This window comes from Albibacillus kandeliae (assembly GCF_003116585.1).
In the GTDB taxonomy this organism is placed as follows: Bacteria; Pseudomonadota; Alphaproteobacteria; order Rhodobacterales; family Rhodobacteraceae; genus Albibacillus; species Albibacillus kandeliae.
Map to the genome: position 1 here is coordinate 88,486 of NZ_QEHM01000001.1, position 15,956 is coordinate 104,441.

General features: G+C 67.1%; 16 protein-coding genes. 6 read left to right on the forward strand and 10 right to left on the reverse strand.

Annotated features, from left to right (window positions below):
- Window positions 1–3 precede the first annotated feature (3 nt).
- A complete protein-coding gene (locus DDT93_RS00430) occupies window positions 4–1,065 on the reverse strand; it encodes a D-alanine--D-alanine ligase family protein (protein WP_109463824.1) in 1,062 nt (353 codons plus the stop codon).
- 221 nt (window positions 1,066–1,286) lie between these two features.
- Between DDT93_RS00430 and DDT93_RS00435 the strand changes: the two genes are divergently transcribed.
- A complete protein-coding gene (locus tag DDT93_RS00435) occupies window positions 1,287–2,105 on the forward strand; it encodes an MBL fold metallo-hydrolase (protein ID WP_109463825.1) in 819 nt (272 codons plus the stop codon).
- 156 nt (window positions 2,106–2,261) lie between these two features.
- Window positions 2,262–3,674 carry an FAD-binding oxidoreductase gene (locus DDT93_RS00440; RefSeq protein WP_109463826.1) on the forward strand — a complete coding sequence of 471 codons (1,413 nt, stop codon included), beginning with the start codon at window positions 2,262–2,264 and terminating at the stop codon, window positions 3,672–3,674.
- An 11-nt stretch (window positions 3,675–3,685) separates the two neighbouring features.
- Here DDT93_RS00440 and DDT93_RS00445 read toward each other — a convergent pair whose 3' ends face one another.
- Window positions 3,686–4,225 carry an adenine phosphoribosyltransferase gene (locus DDT93_RS00445; RefSeq protein WP_109463827.1) on the reverse strand — a complete coding sequence of 180 codons (540 nt, stop codon included), beginning with the start codon at window positions 4,223–4,225 and terminating at the stop codon, window positions 3,686–3,688.
- Window positions 4,226–4,536: 311 nt separating this feature from the next.
- Here DDT93_RS00445 and DDT93_RS00450 point away from each other — a divergent pair, with 311 nt between their 5' ends.
- Window positions 4,537–4,824, forward strand: coding sequence for a hypothetical protein (locus tag DDT93_RS00450; protein ID WP_232825336.1), 288 nt, complete (start codon window positions 4,537–4,539; stop codon window positions 4,822–4,824).
- Between the two features lie 5 nt (window positions 4,825–4,829).
- Here DDT93_RS00450 and DDT93_RS00455 read toward each other — a convergent pair whose 3' ends face one another.
- From DDT93_RS00455 to DDT93_RS00475, 5 genes are all read right to left on the reverse strand, one after another.
- Window positions 4,830–5,462, reverse strand: a complete 633-nt coding sequence (locus DDT93_RS00455) for a LysE family translocator (RefSeq protein ID WP_109463828.1) — start codon at window positions 5,460–5,462, stop codon at window positions 4,830–4,832.
- A 46-nt stretch (window positions 5,463–5,508) separates the two neighbouring features.
- The gene (locus DDT93_RS00460) at window positions 5,509–5,970 is read right to left on the reverse strand and encodes a DUF2269 family protein (RefSeq protein ID WP_109463829.1); all 462 of its coding nucleotides are present in this window, start codon (window positions 5,968–5,970) and stop codon (window positions 5,509–5,511) included.
- On the reverse strand, window positions 5,970–7,247 hold the full coding sequence (locus tag DDT93_RS00465; protein ID WP_198654747.1) for a DoxX-like family protein: 1,278 nt from the start codon (window positions 7,245–7,247) through the stop codon (window positions 5,970–5,972). Before DDT93_RS00465 ends, DDT93_RS00460 begins: the two co-directional genes overlap by 1 nt.
- 157 nt (window positions 7,248–7,404) lie before the next feature.
- Complete coding sequence (locus DDT93_RS00470; RefSeq protein ID WP_109463831.1) at window positions 7,405–8,271, reverse strand: S-methyl-5'-thioadenosine phosphorylase; 867 nt, start codon at window positions 8,269–8,271, stop codon at window positions 7,405–7,407.
- Window positions 8,272–8,397: 126 nt separating this feature from the next.
- The gene (locus DDT93_RS00475) at window positions 8,398–8,865 is read right to left on the reverse strand and encodes a GNAT family N-acetyltransferase (protein WP_109463832.1); all 468 of its coding nucleotides are present in this window, start codon (window positions 8,863–8,865) and stop codon (window positions 8,398–8,400) included.
- A 142-nt stretch (window positions 8,866–9,007) separates the two neighbouring features.
- Between DDT93_RS00475 and DDT93_RS00480 the strand changes: the two genes are divergently transcribed.
- Window positions 9,008–10,636: a SulP family inorganic anion transporter gene (locus DDT93_RS00480; RefSeq protein WP_109463833.1), complete on the forward strand. Its 1,629-nt coding sequence runs from the start codon at window positions 9,008–9,010 to the stop codon at window positions 10,634–10,636.
- A 31-nt stretch (window positions 10,637–10,667) separates the two neighbouring features.
- Here the strand turns inward: DDT93_RS00480 and DDT93_RS00485 are convergent, their stop codons facing one another.
- Together DDT93_RS00485 and DDT93_RS00490 are read right to left on the reverse strand one after the other, a co-directional pair.
- The gene (locus DDT93_RS00485; RefSeq protein WP_109463834.1) at window positions 10,668–11,879 is read right to left on the reverse strand and encodes an MFS transporter; all 1,212 of its coding nucleotides are present in this window, start codon (window positions 11,877–11,879) and stop codon (window positions 10,668–10,670) included.
- An 87-nt stretch (window positions 11,880–11,966) separates the two neighbouring features.
- Window positions 11,967–12,728, reverse strand: a complete 762-nt coding sequence (locus DDT93_RS00490) for a MauE/DoxX family redox-associated membrane protein (protein WP_109463835.1) — start codon at window positions 12,726–12,728, stop codon at window positions 11,967–11,969.
- Between the two features lie 218 nt (window positions 12,729–12,946).
- On the opposite strand from DDT93_RS00490, the gene DDT93_RS00495 reads away from it, so the two are divergent.
- Window positions 12,947–14,779 carry a sensor histidine kinase gene (locus DDT93_RS00495; RefSeq protein WP_109463836.1) on the forward strand — a complete coding sequence of 611 codons (1,833 nt, stop codon included), beginning with the start codon at window positions 12,947–12,949 and terminating at the stop codon, window positions 14,777–14,779.
- Here the strand turns inward: DDT93_RS00495 and DDT93_RS00500 are convergent.
- A complete protein-coding gene (locus DDT93_RS00500; protein WP_109463837.1) occupies window positions 14,760–15,365 on the reverse strand; it encodes a flavin reductase family protein in 606 nt (201 codons plus the stop codon). The genes DDT93_RS00495 and DDT93_RS00500 overlap by 20 nt on opposite strands.
- 72 nt (window positions 15,366–15,437) lie before the next feature.
- Between DDT93_RS00500 and DDT93_RS00505 the strand changes: the two genes are divergently transcribed.
- Window positions 15,438–15,947, forward strand: coding sequence for a GNAT family N-acetyltransferase (locus DDT93_RS00505; protein ID WP_232825337.1), 510 nt, complete (start codon window positions 15,438–15,440; stop codon window positions 15,945–15,947).
- Window positions 15,948–15,956 lie beyond the last annotated feature (9 nt).

Consider the following 15,956-nt stretch of genomic DNA (forward strand, 5'->3'; position numbering starts at 1 on the left):
CGCTCAGTCGCGACCGGCGCGTGCCAGCCCGTGGGCAACGAGCCGGTCGATGACCTCGGCGTAGGGTACGCCGCTGGCCTCCATCACCTTGGAGTACATGCTGATATCTGTGAATCCGGGGATCGTGTTCAGTTCGTTCACGAGGATACGCATGTCTGCCGTGACGAAGAAATCGGTCCGCGCCATGCCATCGCATCCAAGCGCGTGGAAGGCGCGGGCGGCGAGGTCGCGCATCTCGGCCTCGACCTCGGCGGGCAGGTCGGCGGGCACCATCAGCGCGGCGCCATCGGCGTCGATGTACTTGGCATCGAAGCTGTAGAACCCGTGGCTCTCGGCCGGTGCGATCTCGCCCGGGCGCGAGACGAAGAGGCTGCCGTCGGGCGCCTCCAGCACCGCGCATTCGATCTCGCGGCCCCTGATGAACTCCTCGACCAGTAGCTTGCGGTCATAGCGGAAGCCCACCGCGAGAGCCTCGTCATACTGCACGGCGGTCGAGACCTTGCTGACGCCGAAGGATGACCCCTGTCGCGCGGGTTTCACGAAGACGGGCAGGCCGAGCGTGTTCTCGACCTCCGCGAAGGAGGACACCGCCGCGCTGTGGACGGTGAGGGCACGGGCGACGGGCAGACCGGCAGCCGCCAGCAGACGCTTGGCGATGTCCTTGTCGAGCGCGGTCGCCGACCCGAGGATGCCACAGCCTGCGAGGGGTACGCCCGCGACCTCGGCCAGTCCCTGAACCGAACCGTCCTCGCCGGGCAGCCCGTGGAGGACCGGGAACAGGATGTCGACCGGAGGCATCTCACCGCCCGGCACTGCGACGATCCGGCCACCGCCCCCGGGGATCAGGGCGAGTTCGGGTCCGTCTGCGGGCTTGCCGAGCACGCCACCCTCGAAGGTGGCGGGCCGCCAATGCCCGTCGCGGTCGATGAAGACGGGGACGGGCTCGTAGCGGTCGGGGTCGAGCGCCTGCATCACGTTGGTGGCCGAGAGGACCGATACGTCATGTTCGGCGGAGCGGCCCCCGAACAGCACGGCGATGCGAATCTTGCGGGAGGTGTCTGTCACGGGCGCTCCGGTGTTTCGGCCCGCTCGGGGCAGTTCAGTGACCCTATCGCGTCGGAGGCGGGGATTGAAGCGGGCGGGCGCCGGGGTGGCGGGGTTTTTCCGATGGCCTGCTCGTGCGCCGTGCCGAAGAAATGACCGGCGCGCGCGGGCGGGGAGCGGATCCTGTCGCCTTCACGAGAATGTGCGCGGGGCGGCGGACGGAGGCGGGCTAGGCTGGGGCCATGCGACATCTGGTTCTCGCCGCGCTGATCGGACTGGCCGCGCTGCCCGCCTCGGGGCAGGACCGGCGCCCGAGCCATTGCATCGCCATCGCGGACGCGGCACCGGGGATCGAGTACCTGCACAAGGCGGCGTGGAACGACCCGGTCCCGGCCGATATGGTGCGGCTGAACTACATCGCCCACGCCAGTTTCCTCATCGGTACGCCCGGCGGGCTGACCGCCGTCACGGACTACACCGGGTTCTTCGGGGCCACGCAGCTTGTCCCGGACGTGGTGACGATGAACCATGCGCATGACAGCCACTGGACCGACCGCCCCGATCCGGAGATCACCCACGTGCTGCCGGGATGGGGCGATTTCGGCGAGGGTGTGCTGCATCACCTCGACCTGGGCGAGATGCTGGTGCGCAACGTGCCGACCGATATCCGCTCGCCCTATGGCGGGGTCGAGCTGAAGGGCAATTCGATCTTCGTGTTCGAGGTCGGCGGGCTCTGCATCGGGCACCTCGGGCATCTGCACCACGTGCCCAACGACGAACAGTTCGCGGCGCTGGGGCGGCTCGACGTGGTGATGGCGGCGGTGGACGGGGGCATGACCATGTCGCTGCCAGAGATGATCACGGTGGTGCAGCGGCTGAAATCCTCGATCGTGATCCCGATGCACTGGTTCGGCGAGGGCACGCTGGAGCGCTTCCTGACCGGCATCGCCAGCGATTTCGACGTGGTACGGACCGAGGACTCGGAGCTGCTGGTGAGCCTGCGCACCCTGCCGGCGCGGCCAACGGTGATCGTGTTGCAGCCGCAGTACCTGGTGGACTGAGGGGGCGGTGCCACGCGGCGCGGTTTTTGTCGCACGAATGGCACTTCGGGGCGCGATCGCAGAACTCTGAATTCACTCGGCTAATCCATCGCGCGGAGGTGTGGCGCACAGCGGGCAGAGCTTGCGTAACGAAGCGGAAACGGGCATTCAGTGAGCATGACGCTGAACCCCTGCGAAGGGGCGGTTGCAGAGCGGATCGCCGCGCGCCTCCCCAGTGAAGTCTTCCGCCCCGTCGAGGCGCGGTATCTCGAAGAACCCCGCGACCTCCACCGTGGGCTTGCGGGTCTGCTGGCCCTGCCGCGCACGGCCGAGGAAGTGGCCGCACTGATCCGCGCCGCGGGCGAGGAGCGGGTGGGGGTGGTGCCCTACGGCGGCGGCACCGGGCTGGTCGGCGGGCAGGTGCAGGTCGAGGGACCGGCACCGCTGGTGCTGTCGCTGGAACGCATGTCGACGGTGCGTGCGGTCTACCCCGAGGAGAACGTGCTGGTGGCCGAGGCCGGGACCATCCTGGCCGACGTGCAGGCGGCCGCCCGCGAGGCGGATCGGCTGTTTCCCCTCTCGCTGGCCTCGGAAGGGTCGGCGCGGATCGGCGGCAACCTCTCGACCAATGCCGGCGGGGTGAACGTGCTGCGCTATGGCACGGCGCGCGAGCTGGTGCTGGGGCTGGAGGCAGTGCTGCCGGACGGAACCATCTGGAACGGCCTGACACGGCTGCGGAAAGACAACACCGGCTACGACCTGCGCCACCTGCTGATGGGGGCCGAGGGCACGCTGGGCGTGATCACCGCGGCGGCGCTGAAGCTTTCGCCCATCCCGGCGGAACGGGGCGTTGCCCTGCTGGTGGTGGAGAGCCCGGCGGCGGCGCTGTCGCTGCTTTCGCTGGCGCAGGACATCGTCGGTGACGGCATCAGTGCCTTTGAACTGATGAGCCGTGAGGGGCAGGAGTTTCTGGCGGAGACCATGCCGGAGGTGCGGCGGCCCTGGGCCGAGCCGCCGGACTGGTGCGTGCTGATGGAACTCGGGCTGTCACGGGGACGCGACCCGGAGGAAACGCTTGGCGCGGTCTTCGAGGCGGCGCTGGAGCAGGGGCTGGTCAGCGACGGCCTGATCGCCCAGTCGGAGGGGCAGGCCCGCGACTTCTGGAACATGCGCGAGCATATCCCCGAGGCCAACCGCCACGTCGGCTCGGTGTCGAGTCATGACATCTCGCTGCCCTTGGGGGCGGTGGCCGGGTTCATCGACGAAGCGCGGGAGGCGCTGGCGAAGATCGGGTCGTTCAGGATCAACTGTTTCGGTCACCTCGGCGACGGCAACCTGCATTACAACGTGTTTCCGGCCAAGGGGTTGACCCGCGCCGACTATGTCGACGTGAAGGCGCAGGTGGCGCGGCTGGTCTATGACATGGTGAACGCGCGGGGCGGCAGCTTCAGCGCCGAACACGGCGTGGGACGGGCCAAGCTGGACGAGCTTGAGCGCTATGGCGACCCGGCCAAGCTGGCGGCGATGCGCGCGATCAAGACCGCGCTGGACCCGAAGGGCATCATGAACCCGGGTGTGATGCTGCGCTGAGGCGGGGGCGGTTACTCGCCCTCGAACTCGCAGAGCACGTGGACGTCCATGCCCATGTCTTCCAGCACCTTGCGGCCGCCGAGATCGGGCAGGTCGATGATGAAGGCGCAGGAGACGATCTCGCCGCCGAGGCGTTCGATCAGCTTGATCCCGGCGGCGGCGGTGCCGCCGGTGGCCAGCAGGTCGTCGACCAGCAGGATCTTCTCGCCCGGCTGGATCGCGTCATCGTGGATTTCGACGACGGCCTCGCCGTATTCGAGCGTGTAGGCCTGCGAGATGGTGGCGCCGGGCAGCTTGCCCTTCTTGCGGATCGGGACGAAGCCGACCGAGAGCTGGTGCGCGATGGCGCCGCCGAGGATGAAGCCCCGGGCCTCGAGCCCCACGACCTTGTCGATGCGTTCACCGGCGTACGGGTGCAGCATCTGGTCGATCGCCATGCGGAACCCGCGGGGATCGGCGAAGAGCGTGGTCACGTCCCGGAACATGATCCCTTCGTGCGGGAAATCGACGATGGTGCGGATGTAGTCGCGGACGGATTTCGTCTTGGGCATGGGGTCCCCGTTAGCCTGTCTTCATGAGCCGGTCTTGCCGGATCAGGGTTTGGCACCAGCGGGGACGGGTTGCAAGGAAAAGCCTGTCAGGACCGGTAGGAGATTCTCAGGTTGCGATAGAGCGTGTCGGCCAGCCAGCGCAGGTGCGGGCGGTTCCAGTCCAGGCGTTCGCGCACGAGGAAGGTTTTTGCTGCGTTAAGAGGCATTTGCATTTCCCTTTCAATTGGTGTTCTGTCAAAGAAATATCTACAAGTCCTATACAATGTATATACATTGTCGGGTCGCGAAAATCAAGATTTCGAGGATGTGCGGTGGCCAAGAAAGACGCCAAGGACAAGGGCTCGAAAGGCTCGAAAAAGAAGAACGCCCAGCTGATCCTGCGCCTCGACAAGGAGGAGCGGGACGCCTTCGTCGAGATGTGCAAGGAACTGGACACCAGCGCCGCGCGCGAAATCCGCCGGTTCATCCGGGGTTTTCTGAAAGAGCATGACGGCACCGAGGAGGCATGGTCTCCGGAGCCGCCGGTCGCTGCGGCGCCCGTCGCAGAGGCGCCCGTGGTGGAGGCCCCTGTCGAAGAGGCACCTGCCACAGAGGACTGACGCGGTCAGCCTGCCGGGCGGCGCAGCAGTGCGGTCAGCACACCCATTCCGATCAGTGTCGCGCCCCCGGCGCGGGTCAGTCCGGTGATGACCCGGGGCCGTCCAATCGTGGTGCGCAGTCGGTCCGCCAGCAGCGCATAGGCCAGCGCGTTGAGCCCGGCGAGGCCGACGAAGGTGGCGATCAGGATCGCGAATTGCGGCGCGAGCGGCGCATCGGGGCGCACGAACTGCGGCACGAAGGCGATGAAGAAGGCAATCGACTTGGGGTTCAGGGCGGTCACCACGGCGGCGTGCCGGAACACCCCGGAGGCGGTGACGTCGCGGTTGGCGGTGCGGGCCTCGAGACCTTCCGAAGGGGCCGAGCGCAACAGCTTGATGCCGAGCCAGACAAGGTAGGCTGCGCCGACCCACTTGAGCGCGGCGAAGAGCATGGCCGATGTCATCACCAGCGCTCCGAGCCCGAGAAGCGAGGCGCTCATGGCGAGGAAATCACCAAGGCTGACGCCGAGCGCCGAGGCGACGGCGACCGAGCGGCCTTTGGAGAGCGCGTAGCTCAGGACCAGCAGGACCGTCGGCCCCGGGATCAGCAGAAGCGCGGTGGTGGCGGCAACGAAGGCGAGCCAGAGATCGAGGGGCATGGGCGTATCCTTTTCGGTGGTTCGCCCGAGCAAGCCACGGTTCGGATCAGAAGCCAAGCGCCGGTTTGCTGACCATCAGTGCAAAGATCGCCATCAGCGCGAGGAAGGCGGGCCAACCGAGGGCGAACCAGATCCGGCAGGCGCGCAGTGCCTCGGGCGGGAACGAGCCGTTCGCGGTGAGATCGCGAATGCGGGTCTGGAGGTGCACGACCGGGGCCCAGCAGAGAAAGGCGAGGGCGTAGAGCACGTAGGTCGCCAGCAACCAGGGCTCGGTCAGGGACCAGCCCTGGAGGTGGATCAGCCACAGACCGGTCGCGGGCTGGATCACCCCTGCGGGCGTGGTGAAGAGCCAGTCGGCCATGACGACACCGCGGGCGACCTGATGGATCACGCGGCCATCGCGGCTGCGCATGGCCCAGACCATCTGGAAGGCGGTGCCGATGCCGGTGCCGAACAGGACGGTGGAGGAGAGGATGTGAAGCCACTTCGCCAGCAGGTAGGGGTCCATCAGCGTTCATCCTCCAGCACGGCGTGGATCAGCAGCAGGGCGAGGATCGGCAGGTTCTTGAGCAGCCCGCCGAGCGGCAGGAGCCAGAGGGCGGGCGCAAGTATGGTGAAGGCGAGGGTGTAGAGCGCGACAAGCGCGACCTGGAGCCATGCCATGAGGCGCGGCCGCCAGTTACGCAGGAGCGCGAGTGCGATGGCAAGGTCGGCCAGGCCGCCGAGGCGGGCAAGCGCGATAAGGGCCGCCGCCGGCAGGGCGGTCGGGCCGAGCAGGGGCAGGAACTGAGCGGCCGGGAGGAACAGGCCAAGCAGGCCGGAGACGATCCAGAGGAGCGCGAGCGTAAGCCGCAGGAGCGGGCGCAGCAGGTAGAGCCGGGCGTGCCAGAGGTCCTGTGTTCCTGCCGGGCGGCTGCGGTGAAAGGTCGAGAAGGGGCGGCCGGGCGTCGTCAGCGCCTCGGAGGTGGGTGCGAGGACACCGGCGGAGAGCTGGTCGACCGCGGTGCGCGAGATCGGGACGAGGCGGAGGGCATCCCCGACGCTGCCGAGTGCGCGGGCAAGGGGGAGGGGCAGGCGCAGCAGTGGCGCGCGGGAAAGGCCCAGCCAATTGCGATAGGCGCGGGTCATGTCGGCGAGAGTCAGGGTCTCGGGGCCGCCAACGGCGTGAGGGCCGGGGGGCGGCGGATTGCGGAGGCAGTCGCGGATCACCGTGGCGAGATCGTCGGCATGGATCGGGTTGAACGGCTGGTCGCCCCTGCCGACCACGGGTGTCACGAGGGGAAAGGCCGCGAAGGCGCGCAACAGCGAACTGCCGCCGTAGGAGGTATCGCCAAGGACAAGCCCGGGGCGGAGGATGGTGACGCCATGATCGCGGGCGATCTTTTCGCCCACGCGGCGGTGGCTGGCGAAGGGCGTCTCGGCGGTCTCGATGCCGATGGCGGAGATCAACAACGCGGTGCAGGTGTCTGGCAGTGCGAGATAAAGCGCCTGTGGGGCAAGCTGGTGGACAGCCGTAAACGCGGCTTCGGACCCGTTCAGGAGACCGGCGGCATTTACCACGTGATCAACCCCGGCGAGGTGCGGGCGCCAGAACGCGGGGTCGTGGGTGGCCGGGTCCGTCAGGTCGGCCCGGAGGGTGGCAAACCCCATCTGGTCGAGCCGGGCGGTGCGGCGGGCGGAGGCGATGACGTGCCAGCCCTCGCGGCGCAGGGCAAAGGCGATGTGGCGGCCTATGAATCCGTCCGCGCCGAGCAGCAGAACAGTAGCAGGGGAACTGGCCGTCACCATGAGGTGCCGCGAGTGCCCGATCTGGTCGTGTGCTCTGACGTCCTCTGGCCGGGGTTTGGTGCGGTCCTCATGCCTTGTCCTTTCGGCGGCGGATCAGGCCATGAAACGGCATGATCCGCCGGGCTGCAATGCCGGTTCGAGCCCGCCGCTTGTGTCAGAGCACCCGGCCCGCCACTGCGTCGAGCTTGGCCAGCAGGGCCGGGTCGCGCTTGTCGGGAGCGGTGAGGATCGCGTACTCCAGCGCCCGGTCGCACCCGTGGGGGCAGGGCGCGCGCTCGGGACCCAGCAGGGCGGGTAGGCGCGCGACGAGGGAGCGGCCCTTGTCGGCATTGTCCTGCAACGTCTTGATGATCTCGGTGATGTCCACCGCGCCGTGGTCGGGGTGCCAGCTGTCGAAGTCGGTGATCATGGCGACGGAGGCATAGCAGAGCTCGGCCTCGCGGGCGAGCTTGGCTTCGGGCATGTTGGTCATGCCGATCACGTCGGCGCCCCAGCTTTCGCGGTACATCTTGGACTCGGCGACCGAAGAGAACTGCGGACCCTCCATCGCGAGGTAGGTGCCGCCGTCATGCACGGTGATCCCTGCGTCTATGGCGGCGGCGAGGCAGGCCGCCGAGAGGCGCGGGCAGGTCGGGTGCGCGACGCTGACGTGCGCGACGCAGCCGGTGCCGAAGAAGCTCTTCTCGCGGGCGAAGGTGCGGTCGATGAACTGGTCGATGATGACGAAATCGCCGGGCGCCATCTCTTCCCGGAACGAGCCGCAGGCCGAGACCGAGATGACATCGGTCACGCCCAGCCGTTTCAGCGCGTCGATGTTGGCGCGGTAGGGAACGGTGGTGGGCGAATGGACGTGTCCGCGACCGTGGCGGGGCAGGAAGGCCATCTTCACCCCGTCCAGCGTGCCGGTCAGGATCTGGTCGGAGGGCGCGCCCCACGGGGTCTCCACCGTGGTCCATGTCGGGTTTTCCAGCCCGTCGATCTCGTAGAGCCCCGAGCCGCCGATTACGCCGAGATAGGTCATGTCGCCCCCTGTGCTTGCCTGTTCGGGCGAACCTTAGCGCCCGTTGGCGGGGCTGCAACGGGATTATGGGGAGATGGGAGGGACGGGGGCTGGGCGTGCCGGAGGATTGGGCACCGCCAGCGCGGATCACTCGGGCCGGGGCGCGACCCGCCGTTTCTGGAAGCCGGTCTTGGACTGTTCGAAGCCCGCGCGCTGGTAGAACCCGAGCGTTTCCGGCCGGGTGGACCCGGTCATCAGCATGAGCTTGTAGCAGCCAGCCTGCCACGCGGCCTCCGTGGCATGATCCATCAGGCGCTGGCCGATGCCGCGGTTGCGGTAAGCGGCATGGGTGACGACGTTCTCGATCAGCCCGTAGGGCGCGCCACCACGGGTCAGGTTGGGGATGACGACCAGCGTGCAGGAGGCGACGGGCGTCGCGTCTGACAATGCAAGGAAGATCGCGCTCCCCTCGTAGCGCATCAGGTGTTCCAGCGCGGCCTCGGCCTGCGGCCCGCTGGGGCGCTCGTCGCCCGGATTGAGGTGCTGGTAGAGGTCGAGCAGGGCAGGCAGATCGGCAGGCCCGGCGCTGCGGATGGTCAGATCGGAGGGGGACATCGGGAAAACCTCAGTGGAATCGTGCCTTGGCCACGGTTCGGCACAGCGCCGGGCGTGGAGAAATCTAATGGTAATGCTGGCCTTTCATGCTGCATTGCAGTAAACGCGCGGCGCCCGCAACGCCACAGCCAAAGGAAATCCGATGCCCCGAGCCATTCTGGCCTCGTTCGCACAGCGTCTTGCCTCGCAGGACCTGAACCTTCTTCCGGACGAGAAGCTGACCGGAGACCGGATCAGGACCGAGCTGCTTTCGGGCCTGACGGTGGCGCTGGCGCTGGTGCCTGAGGCAGTGGCTTTTGCCTTCGTCGCCGGGGTGCACCCGCTTGTCGGTCTCTACGCGGCCTTCCTCATCGGGCTGGTGACGGCGCTGATCGGCGGGCGGCCGGGCATGATCTCGGGCGCGACGGGCGCGCTGGCGGTGGTCATGGTGTCGCTGGTGGCCGAGCACGGGGTCGAGTACCTGTTCGCCACCGTGGTGCTGATGGGCATCCTCCAGATCATCGCGGGGCTGATGCAGTGGGGCAAGTTCATCCGGCTGGTGCCGCATCCGGTGATGCTCGGCTTCGTCAACGGGCTTGCCATCGTAATTTTCCTTGCGCAGCTGACGCAGTTCAAGGTGCCGGGGTCGACCGAGGTGTCGGGGCATGGCGCCGGTGGCGGCGAATGGCTGAGCGGGATGCCTCTCTACATGATGCTGGGGCTGGTGGCGCTGACCATGGCGATCATCTACCTGACGCCGAAGGTGACCCGGATCATTCCCGCGCCGCTGGCCGGGATCGGGATTGTCGCCGCACTGGTGATCGGCTTCGGGCTCGATGTGCCGCGCGTGGGCGACATGGCCTCGATCAAGGGCAGCCTGCCGAGCTGGCACGTGCCGATGGTTCCGATCAACTGGGAGACCATCAAGATCATCCTGCCCTATTCGATCATCCTTGCGGCCATCGGCCTGATCGAGAGCCTGCTGACGCTGAACCTCGTGGGCGAGATCACGGGCAAGCGCGGCGGGGCGAGCCAGGAATGTGTGGCGCAGGGCCTTGCGAACGTCATCACCGGCTTCTTCGGCGGCATGGGCGGTTGCGCCATGATCGGCCAATCGATGATCAACGTGAAATCCGGGGGGCGGACCCGCATCGCGGCGGTGGCCGCGGCGCTGTTCCTGCTGGTCTTCATCCTCTACGCCGCGCCGCTGATCGAACTGATCCCGCTGGCGGCGCTGGTGGGCGTGATGTTCATGGTGGTGATCGGGACATTTGCGTGGAATTCGTTCAAGATCCTGCGCCGCGTGCCCCTGACCGACGCCGTGGTGATCGTGCTGGTGACCGTGGTGACGGTGTTCGAGGACCTCGCGACAGCGGTTGTCTTCGGCGTCATCGTCTCGGCGCTGGCCTATGCTTGGAACAACGCGCGGCGCATCCACGCCCGCAGCCACTACACGCCCGAGGGCGCGCGGGTCTACTCGGTGCAGGGGCCGCTGTTCTTTGGCTCGTCTGACGGTTTCGTGGAACTGTTCGACCCCGAAGGCGACCCAGGAACGGTGATCGTGGACTTTGCCGACAGCCGTGTCGTTGACCAGTCGGCCCTGCAGGCGATCGAGGCGGTTGCCGCGAAGTACGAGGCGCAGGGCAAGCGTATCGTTCTGCGTCACCTGAGCCGCGACTGCCACCGGCTGCTCAAGAAGGCGGGGCACCTGATGGTCGACAGCGACGACGACCCGGATTACGGGCTGGCGGTGAACTACGGTGTCCGCACCGGGATCCTCGGCGGGCACTGACGACGGCATCTCGCGTGTCCGCGCGCCGCTGTTACCTGGCGGTGGTCGCGGGCCGAGCGATAGCGATAAGCGCCATCGAGGCCACCGACAGCAGCGCTCCGAGGAGGAAGGGCGCGGCTGATCCCTGGGTCTGCCAGAGGAAGCCGGCTGCGGTATTGCCGATCAGCACGACGACCCCGGTCACGAGGTTGAAGGTGCCGAAGGCGCTGCCCTTGAGGTGGTTGGGCGTCGCGGCTGCGATCATCGCGCCGAGGAGCCCCTGCGAAAAACCCATGTGGAGCCCCCAGAGGATGGTGCCCGCGACGTAGGCCCAGACCGTCGTGGCGAACGCGAGGACGAGGTGTGCCGCGACGAGGAAGGCGAGGCCGGCGATCAGCAGGCCCGAGGTTCCGATGCGGTCGGACAGGCGCCCGACCGGATAGGCGGTCAGGCCGTAGGCGGCGTGCATCACCACCAGCGACAGGGGCACCCAGGCCGGGACAAAACCCGCCTCGAGCGCCTTGAGCAGCACGAAGGCCTCGCTGAACCGCGCCAGCATGATCACCGCCGCGATGCCGATTACCGACCAGACTGCGCGGTTGAGGCGGAGGCTGTCGGCAAGCCGGAAGGCGCTGCCAGCGGCGGGCGCATCGCTCTCGGGCGCGCGCACGGCGACGACAAGCACCAGCACCGAGAGCGCGGCGGGCAGGGCGGCCACCCAGAAGACGGCGGGAATGTCCCCGGCCAGCAGGAGCATGGCTCCGATGGCGAGCAGCGGGCCGACAAAGCCGCCCACGGTGTCGAGTGACTTGCGCAGGCCAAAGCTCGCGCCCCGGATCTCCGGCGGGGTGACCGCCGCGATGATGGCGTCGCGGGGCGTGCCCCGGATGCCCTTGCCCACACGGTCCATCGCCTTGGCGAGGACGATCTGGTCGACGCTGACAGCCAGCGGGAAGATCAGGCGCGACAGGGCACCGATGCCGTACCCGAGCACTGCGAGGGTCTTGGCGCGGTGGCTGTAGTCGGAGAGCAGGCCGGAGAGGTACTTGGTGGCGGTGGCGACGGCGACCGAGAGCCCCTCGATAAAGCCGATGGCGAGGACCGAGGCGCCGAGACCGCTGGCAAGGTAGAGCGGCAGCAGCGCATTCACCATCTCGGACGAGACATCCATCAGCAAGCTGACGATCCCCAGCATCCAGACGGTTACGGGGATGGCGGGGCGAGACGACGGCGTGGCCGTTTCCGCAGCATGGGGAAGTGTCATTCGGGGGCCTGTGTGCAATGCGCCCGGCGTTCAAAGCACATCGGCAGGGGAAAGGCCAAGGAGGTTGTGGCGGCTGCCAACTCGCGATCAGCTGGTGAGGGCGGAAATGCCCATCCACAGGCCCATCGCGACCATCATCAGGTTCTCGGTCAGCGAGATGAAGCCTAGGGGGACGTTGCTGTTGCCGCCCACGCAGGCGCATTTGAGGTCGCGTTTGTCGACGTAGACGGCCTTGATCACCGAGACGGCGCCGATGGTGCCGATGACAAGGGCAATGGGCGCCGAGAGCCAGTTCAGCGCCCCGGCGATCATGAGAAGGCCGGCCAGGGTTTCGGCGAAGGGATAGAGGTAGCCATAGCGCACCCAGCGCCGCGCCAGCAGGTCGTAGTTGAGGAACATGGTCGAGAAGCTCTCGACATCCTGCAGCTTTTGAACGCCGAGCAGGGTCATGGCGATGGCGATGAACCACTGCGGCACGCGGGGCGATAACAACGCTCCGGTGGCCGTCCAACTGACTGCAACCGCCATCAGCAGAGCGACCGAGAAGATCGCGATGACGGGCTGGTAGCTGGTGCCGTCCTCGGAAGCGGGGCGCGTGTGGCCGAAGTAGTCGCGCAGGTCGTCGTAGCCCCCAATCCGCTCGCCGCCGATCCATGTCTGTGGCGTGGTGCCGACCCCGTGCCGTTCCATGAAGGCCTCTGTTTCCTCGCGGGTTTCGAGCCAGTGGTCCTCGATCTCGAACCCGTTTCGTTCAAGCAGGTCCTTGGCCTTGAGACCATAGGGGCAGAGGTGGTCGGGCATCACCATCCGGTAGAGGACGGCTGTCTTGCGGGTGTCGTCAAAGGCCATGAAAGCTCCTCCAACAGGGGTAGCGGCTTGCAGGGATCAACGGTGGAGACGGGGCCGGGGTTCCGGCTGTGACGGTTCAAGTCGTCGGGAGCGGGCGCGGAAATCCTCGGCTTCTATGACACAGGGCCAATTATTTCTGAGAAGACTGTCGCAATGGTCCCGGTTTTCGGCGAAGACTTTCGCAAAATATAACAAATGTCCGACAGGTCACCCACGCGATGTTCCGATCAATCGTCGAAAATGCGCCCGCCTGCATATTGGCCGTCGATGAAACAGGCACTGTCACCTACTGCAACAAGAGCGCGGAACAGCTGTTCGGGCATCGCGTCAAGACCGTGCGAGGCGCGCCGATTGCGGCGCTGATGCCGGGGGCCGAGATGCGTGACGGTCAGTTGATCCTTGCCACCCAGCATTCGGACTTCGGGGTCAACCAGACCATTCTCGAGACCCCGGACAAGGGCACGCGGTACCTCGAGGTGCGGCAGAGCCGGTACAGCGAAGACAACGGGCCGTTGCTGAACATCGTGCGGCTGGCCGACGTATCGCTGCGGGTGCAGGCCCAGATGGCTCTGCGGGCACAGGAACAGCGCTGGAACGTGGCGCTGCGGGGCAGCCAGATCGGGGTATTCGAGTCCGATCTTCTGACCGGCGAGGGCAAGGCGACCGACACCTGGTTCCACCTGCTGGGGGTCGAGGACCCCGAGGGCCACGATTCAGACGCCTTGTGGCACGCGGGGGTGCACCCGGACGACCGGCTGAGGGTGATCGAGGCCGACGCGGCCTGCGAGGACGGGCTGACGGAGCGGTCGGAGACCAAGTACCGTATCCTGCACAAGGACGGGACCTGGCGCACCATGCACTCGGTCCTGATGGTGGCCGAGCGTGACAGCATGGGCAAGGCGGTGCGCCTGCTTGGGACGATGAGCGACATTACCGAGCTGCAGCAGGCGACCGACAGGGCGCGGGCGCGCGAGGAGGAACTGCGGCAGCTGATCGAGCGCACGCCGATCCCGATGACGGTGATGACCCGGGGCGGGCGGTTCCTGATCGTGAACGAGGCCTGCGAGCGGCTGCTGGGATACTCGGCCGATGAATTGCAGCGCCAGACCCTGTGGAGCCTGACAGACAACGAGGCGCTGGCCGAACTTCAGCGTGAGGTCGCCGAGATGCAGGACGACGGCAGCGGCGTCCATTCGTCCGAACGGGTCTACGAACGGCCCGACGGCACCAAGGTCGACTTTGCCATCCGGGTCACCAAGCTCAGCGACAACCGCCGGGGGCGTGGCTACCTCGTTGCGCAGATGCTGGACATCACCGAGCAGAAGCGGGTCGACCGGCTCAAGGACGATTTCATCGCCACGGTGAGCCACGAGTTGCGGACGCCGCTGGCGTCGATCTCGGGCGCGCTGGGCCTGCTGCGGGTCAAGGCCGGGGACGCGCTGGACGAGCAGTCACGGCACCTGCTGGAGATCGCGGGCCGCAACGGGCAGCGCCTCAAGGAACTGGTGGACGACCTGCTCGACTTCCAGCGCCTTGCCACTGGCGGCCTGTCGCTGGAGATGGAGCCGGTCGAGATCCTTTCGGTGGTTCAGCAGGCGGTCGAGGAGACCCAGCCGCTGGCGCAGAAGTTCGACGTCAGTATCCAGATCGAGACCGAGGACAGCCTGTTCCGGGCCGAGGCCGATCCCAAGCGGCTGAAGCAGGTCATCGTCAACCTCCTGTCCAACGCGGCCAAGTTCTCGCCCTCGCAGGACCGGGTGCTGGTCAAGGTGCAGCGGGCGGGCGGCGATTGCCATGTCGCGGTGACCAACCACGGGCGGGGCATCTCGCCCGAGTTCCGGCAGCACATCTTCCGCCCGTTCTCGCAGCAGGCGGTGCCGGAGACGCGCGACAGGGAAGGATCGGGCCTTGGCCTCGCGATCACCAAGGGGCTGGTCGACCGGATGCACGGCAGGATCGGTTACGACTCCGTCCCGAACGAGCGCACCACCTTCTGGGTGCGCTTCCCGATGAGCCGGGACGAGGGCGAGATCAGTCGTCGGGCCGGGTGAGTTCGAACAGGTCCTTCACCACGGTGTAGTCCCGGTAGCCGAGGCGCGAGAGGGGCTGGAAGGTGGTGATGTCGAAGCGACCGTTCACGAGGGTGTCGTCGCGGATGTGGATCCCGGTGACCTCTCCCAGAACGAGGCGGTTCATCTCGCCGGGCAGGGTGACGACCTGGGTCAGCTTGCATTCCAGCACCGCAGGCGCCTTGGCGACATAGCCGCAGTTGATGGTCTCTGCCTCGGCCATCTCGATCCCCGCATGGACGAATTCGTCGGTGTCCTTCGGCAGGGTCTGCGAGGTGGCGTTCATCTTGTCGCGCATGGCGTACTCGACGATGTTCACGCAGAAGACACCGGTTTCGAGGATGTTGGCGACGCTGTCCTTGCCCTCGGCGCGGTCGGATTTGCCCGAGGTCGAGGAGAACATGACCTGCGGCGGGACATAGGCGACGGCGTTGAAGAAGGAATAGGGAGCAAGGTTGTTCGAGCCATCCGCGCCGCGGCTTGAAATCCAGCCGATCGGACGGGGGGTGACGATGGCGTTGAATGGATTATGTGGCAGGCCGTGGCCGTCCTCGGGGCGGTAGAACATGAATGGCTCCTGATGTTTGCCCCAGAGGTAACGTCATGCTAGGGCGAAGGCCACCGCTAAGAGGTCAGGACATTGAACGAACCCAGGATCGAGCTGAGGCCGGAAACCAAAGAAGACTGGTGGGAGGTCGAAGCGCTGCTCGATCTCTGCTTTGCCCCGGGCCGTACGGCGCTGTCCTCGTACCGATTGCGCGACGATATTCCCCCTGTGGAGGGGCTATCGCTGGTCTCTCACGACGAATTGGGCATCCTGACCGGGGCGATCCGCTTCTGGCCCGTCCGGGTGGCGGGGCAGCCCGTGCTGCTGCTGGGGCCGGTGGCGGTGCACCCGACTCACCAGGGCGAGGGGCTGGGCGCCCTGCTGATCCGCAGCAGCCTTTACCGAGCCGCGGCCAAGGGCTGGGAACGGGTCCTGCTGGTGGGGGATGCGCCCTATTACCGGCGGTTCGGGTTCACCAAGCTCGACAAGGTCGTCATGCCGCCGCCGACCAACCCGGACCGGGTGCTGGGGCAGGAACTGGTGTTCGGGGCCTGGAAGGGTGTCGAGGGGCCGGTGACGCGCTGGGATACCGTGACGGATTGAAACCGGGCG

Bases quoted from the DNA above. Each gene is read 5' to 3' on its own strand.
- DDT93_RS00455 (WP_109463828.1), bottom strand. From the start codon at position 5,462: ATGCCCCTCGATCTCTGGCTCGCCTTCGTTGCCGCCACCACCGCGCTT.
- DDT93_RS00470 (WP_109463831.1), bottom strand. From the start codon at position 8,271: ATGACCTATCTCGGCGTAATCGGCGGCTCGGGGCTCTACGAGATCGAC.
- DDT93_RS00480 (WP_109463833.1), top strand. From the start codon at position 9,008: ATGCCCCGAGCCATTCTGGCCTCGTTCGCACAGCGTCTTGCCTCGCAG.
- DDT93_RS00435 (WP_109463825.1), top strand. From the start codon at position 1,287: ATGCGACATCTGGTTCTCGCCGCGCTGATCGGACTGGCCGCGCTGCCC.
- DDT93_RS00445 (WP_109463827.1), bottom strand. From the start codon at position 4,225: ATGCCCAAGACGAAATCCGTCCGCGACTACATCCGCACCATCGTCGAT.
- DDT93_RS00500 (WP_109463837.1), bottom strand. From the start codon at position 15,365: ATGTTCTACCGCCCCGAGGACGGCCACGGCCTGCCACATAATCCATTC.
- DDT93_RS00460 (WP_109463829.1), bottom strand. From the start codon at position 5,970: ATGGACCCCTACCTGCTGGCGAAGTGGCTTCACATCCTCTCCTCCACC.
- DDT93_RS00485 (WP_109463834.1), bottom strand. From the start codon at position 11,879: ATGACACTTCCCCATGCTGCGGAAACGGCCACGCCGTCGTCTCGCCCC.
- DDT93_RS00440 (WP_109463826.1), top strand. From the start codon at position 2,262: ATGACGCTGAACCCCTGCGAAGGGGCGGTTGCAGAGCGGATCGCCGCG.
- DDT93_RS00475 (WP_109463832.1), bottom strand. From the start codon at position 8,865: ATGTCCCCCTCCGATCTGACCATCCGCAGCGCCGGGCCTGCCGATCTG.
- DDT93_RS00495 (WP_109463836.1), top strand. From the start codon at position 12,947: ATGTTCCGATCAATCGTCGAAAATGCGCCCGCCTGCATATTGGCCGTC.
- DDT93_RS00490 (WP_109463835.1), bottom strand. From the start codon at position 12,728: ATGGCCTTTGACGACACCCGCAAGACAGCCGTCCTCTACCGGATGGTG.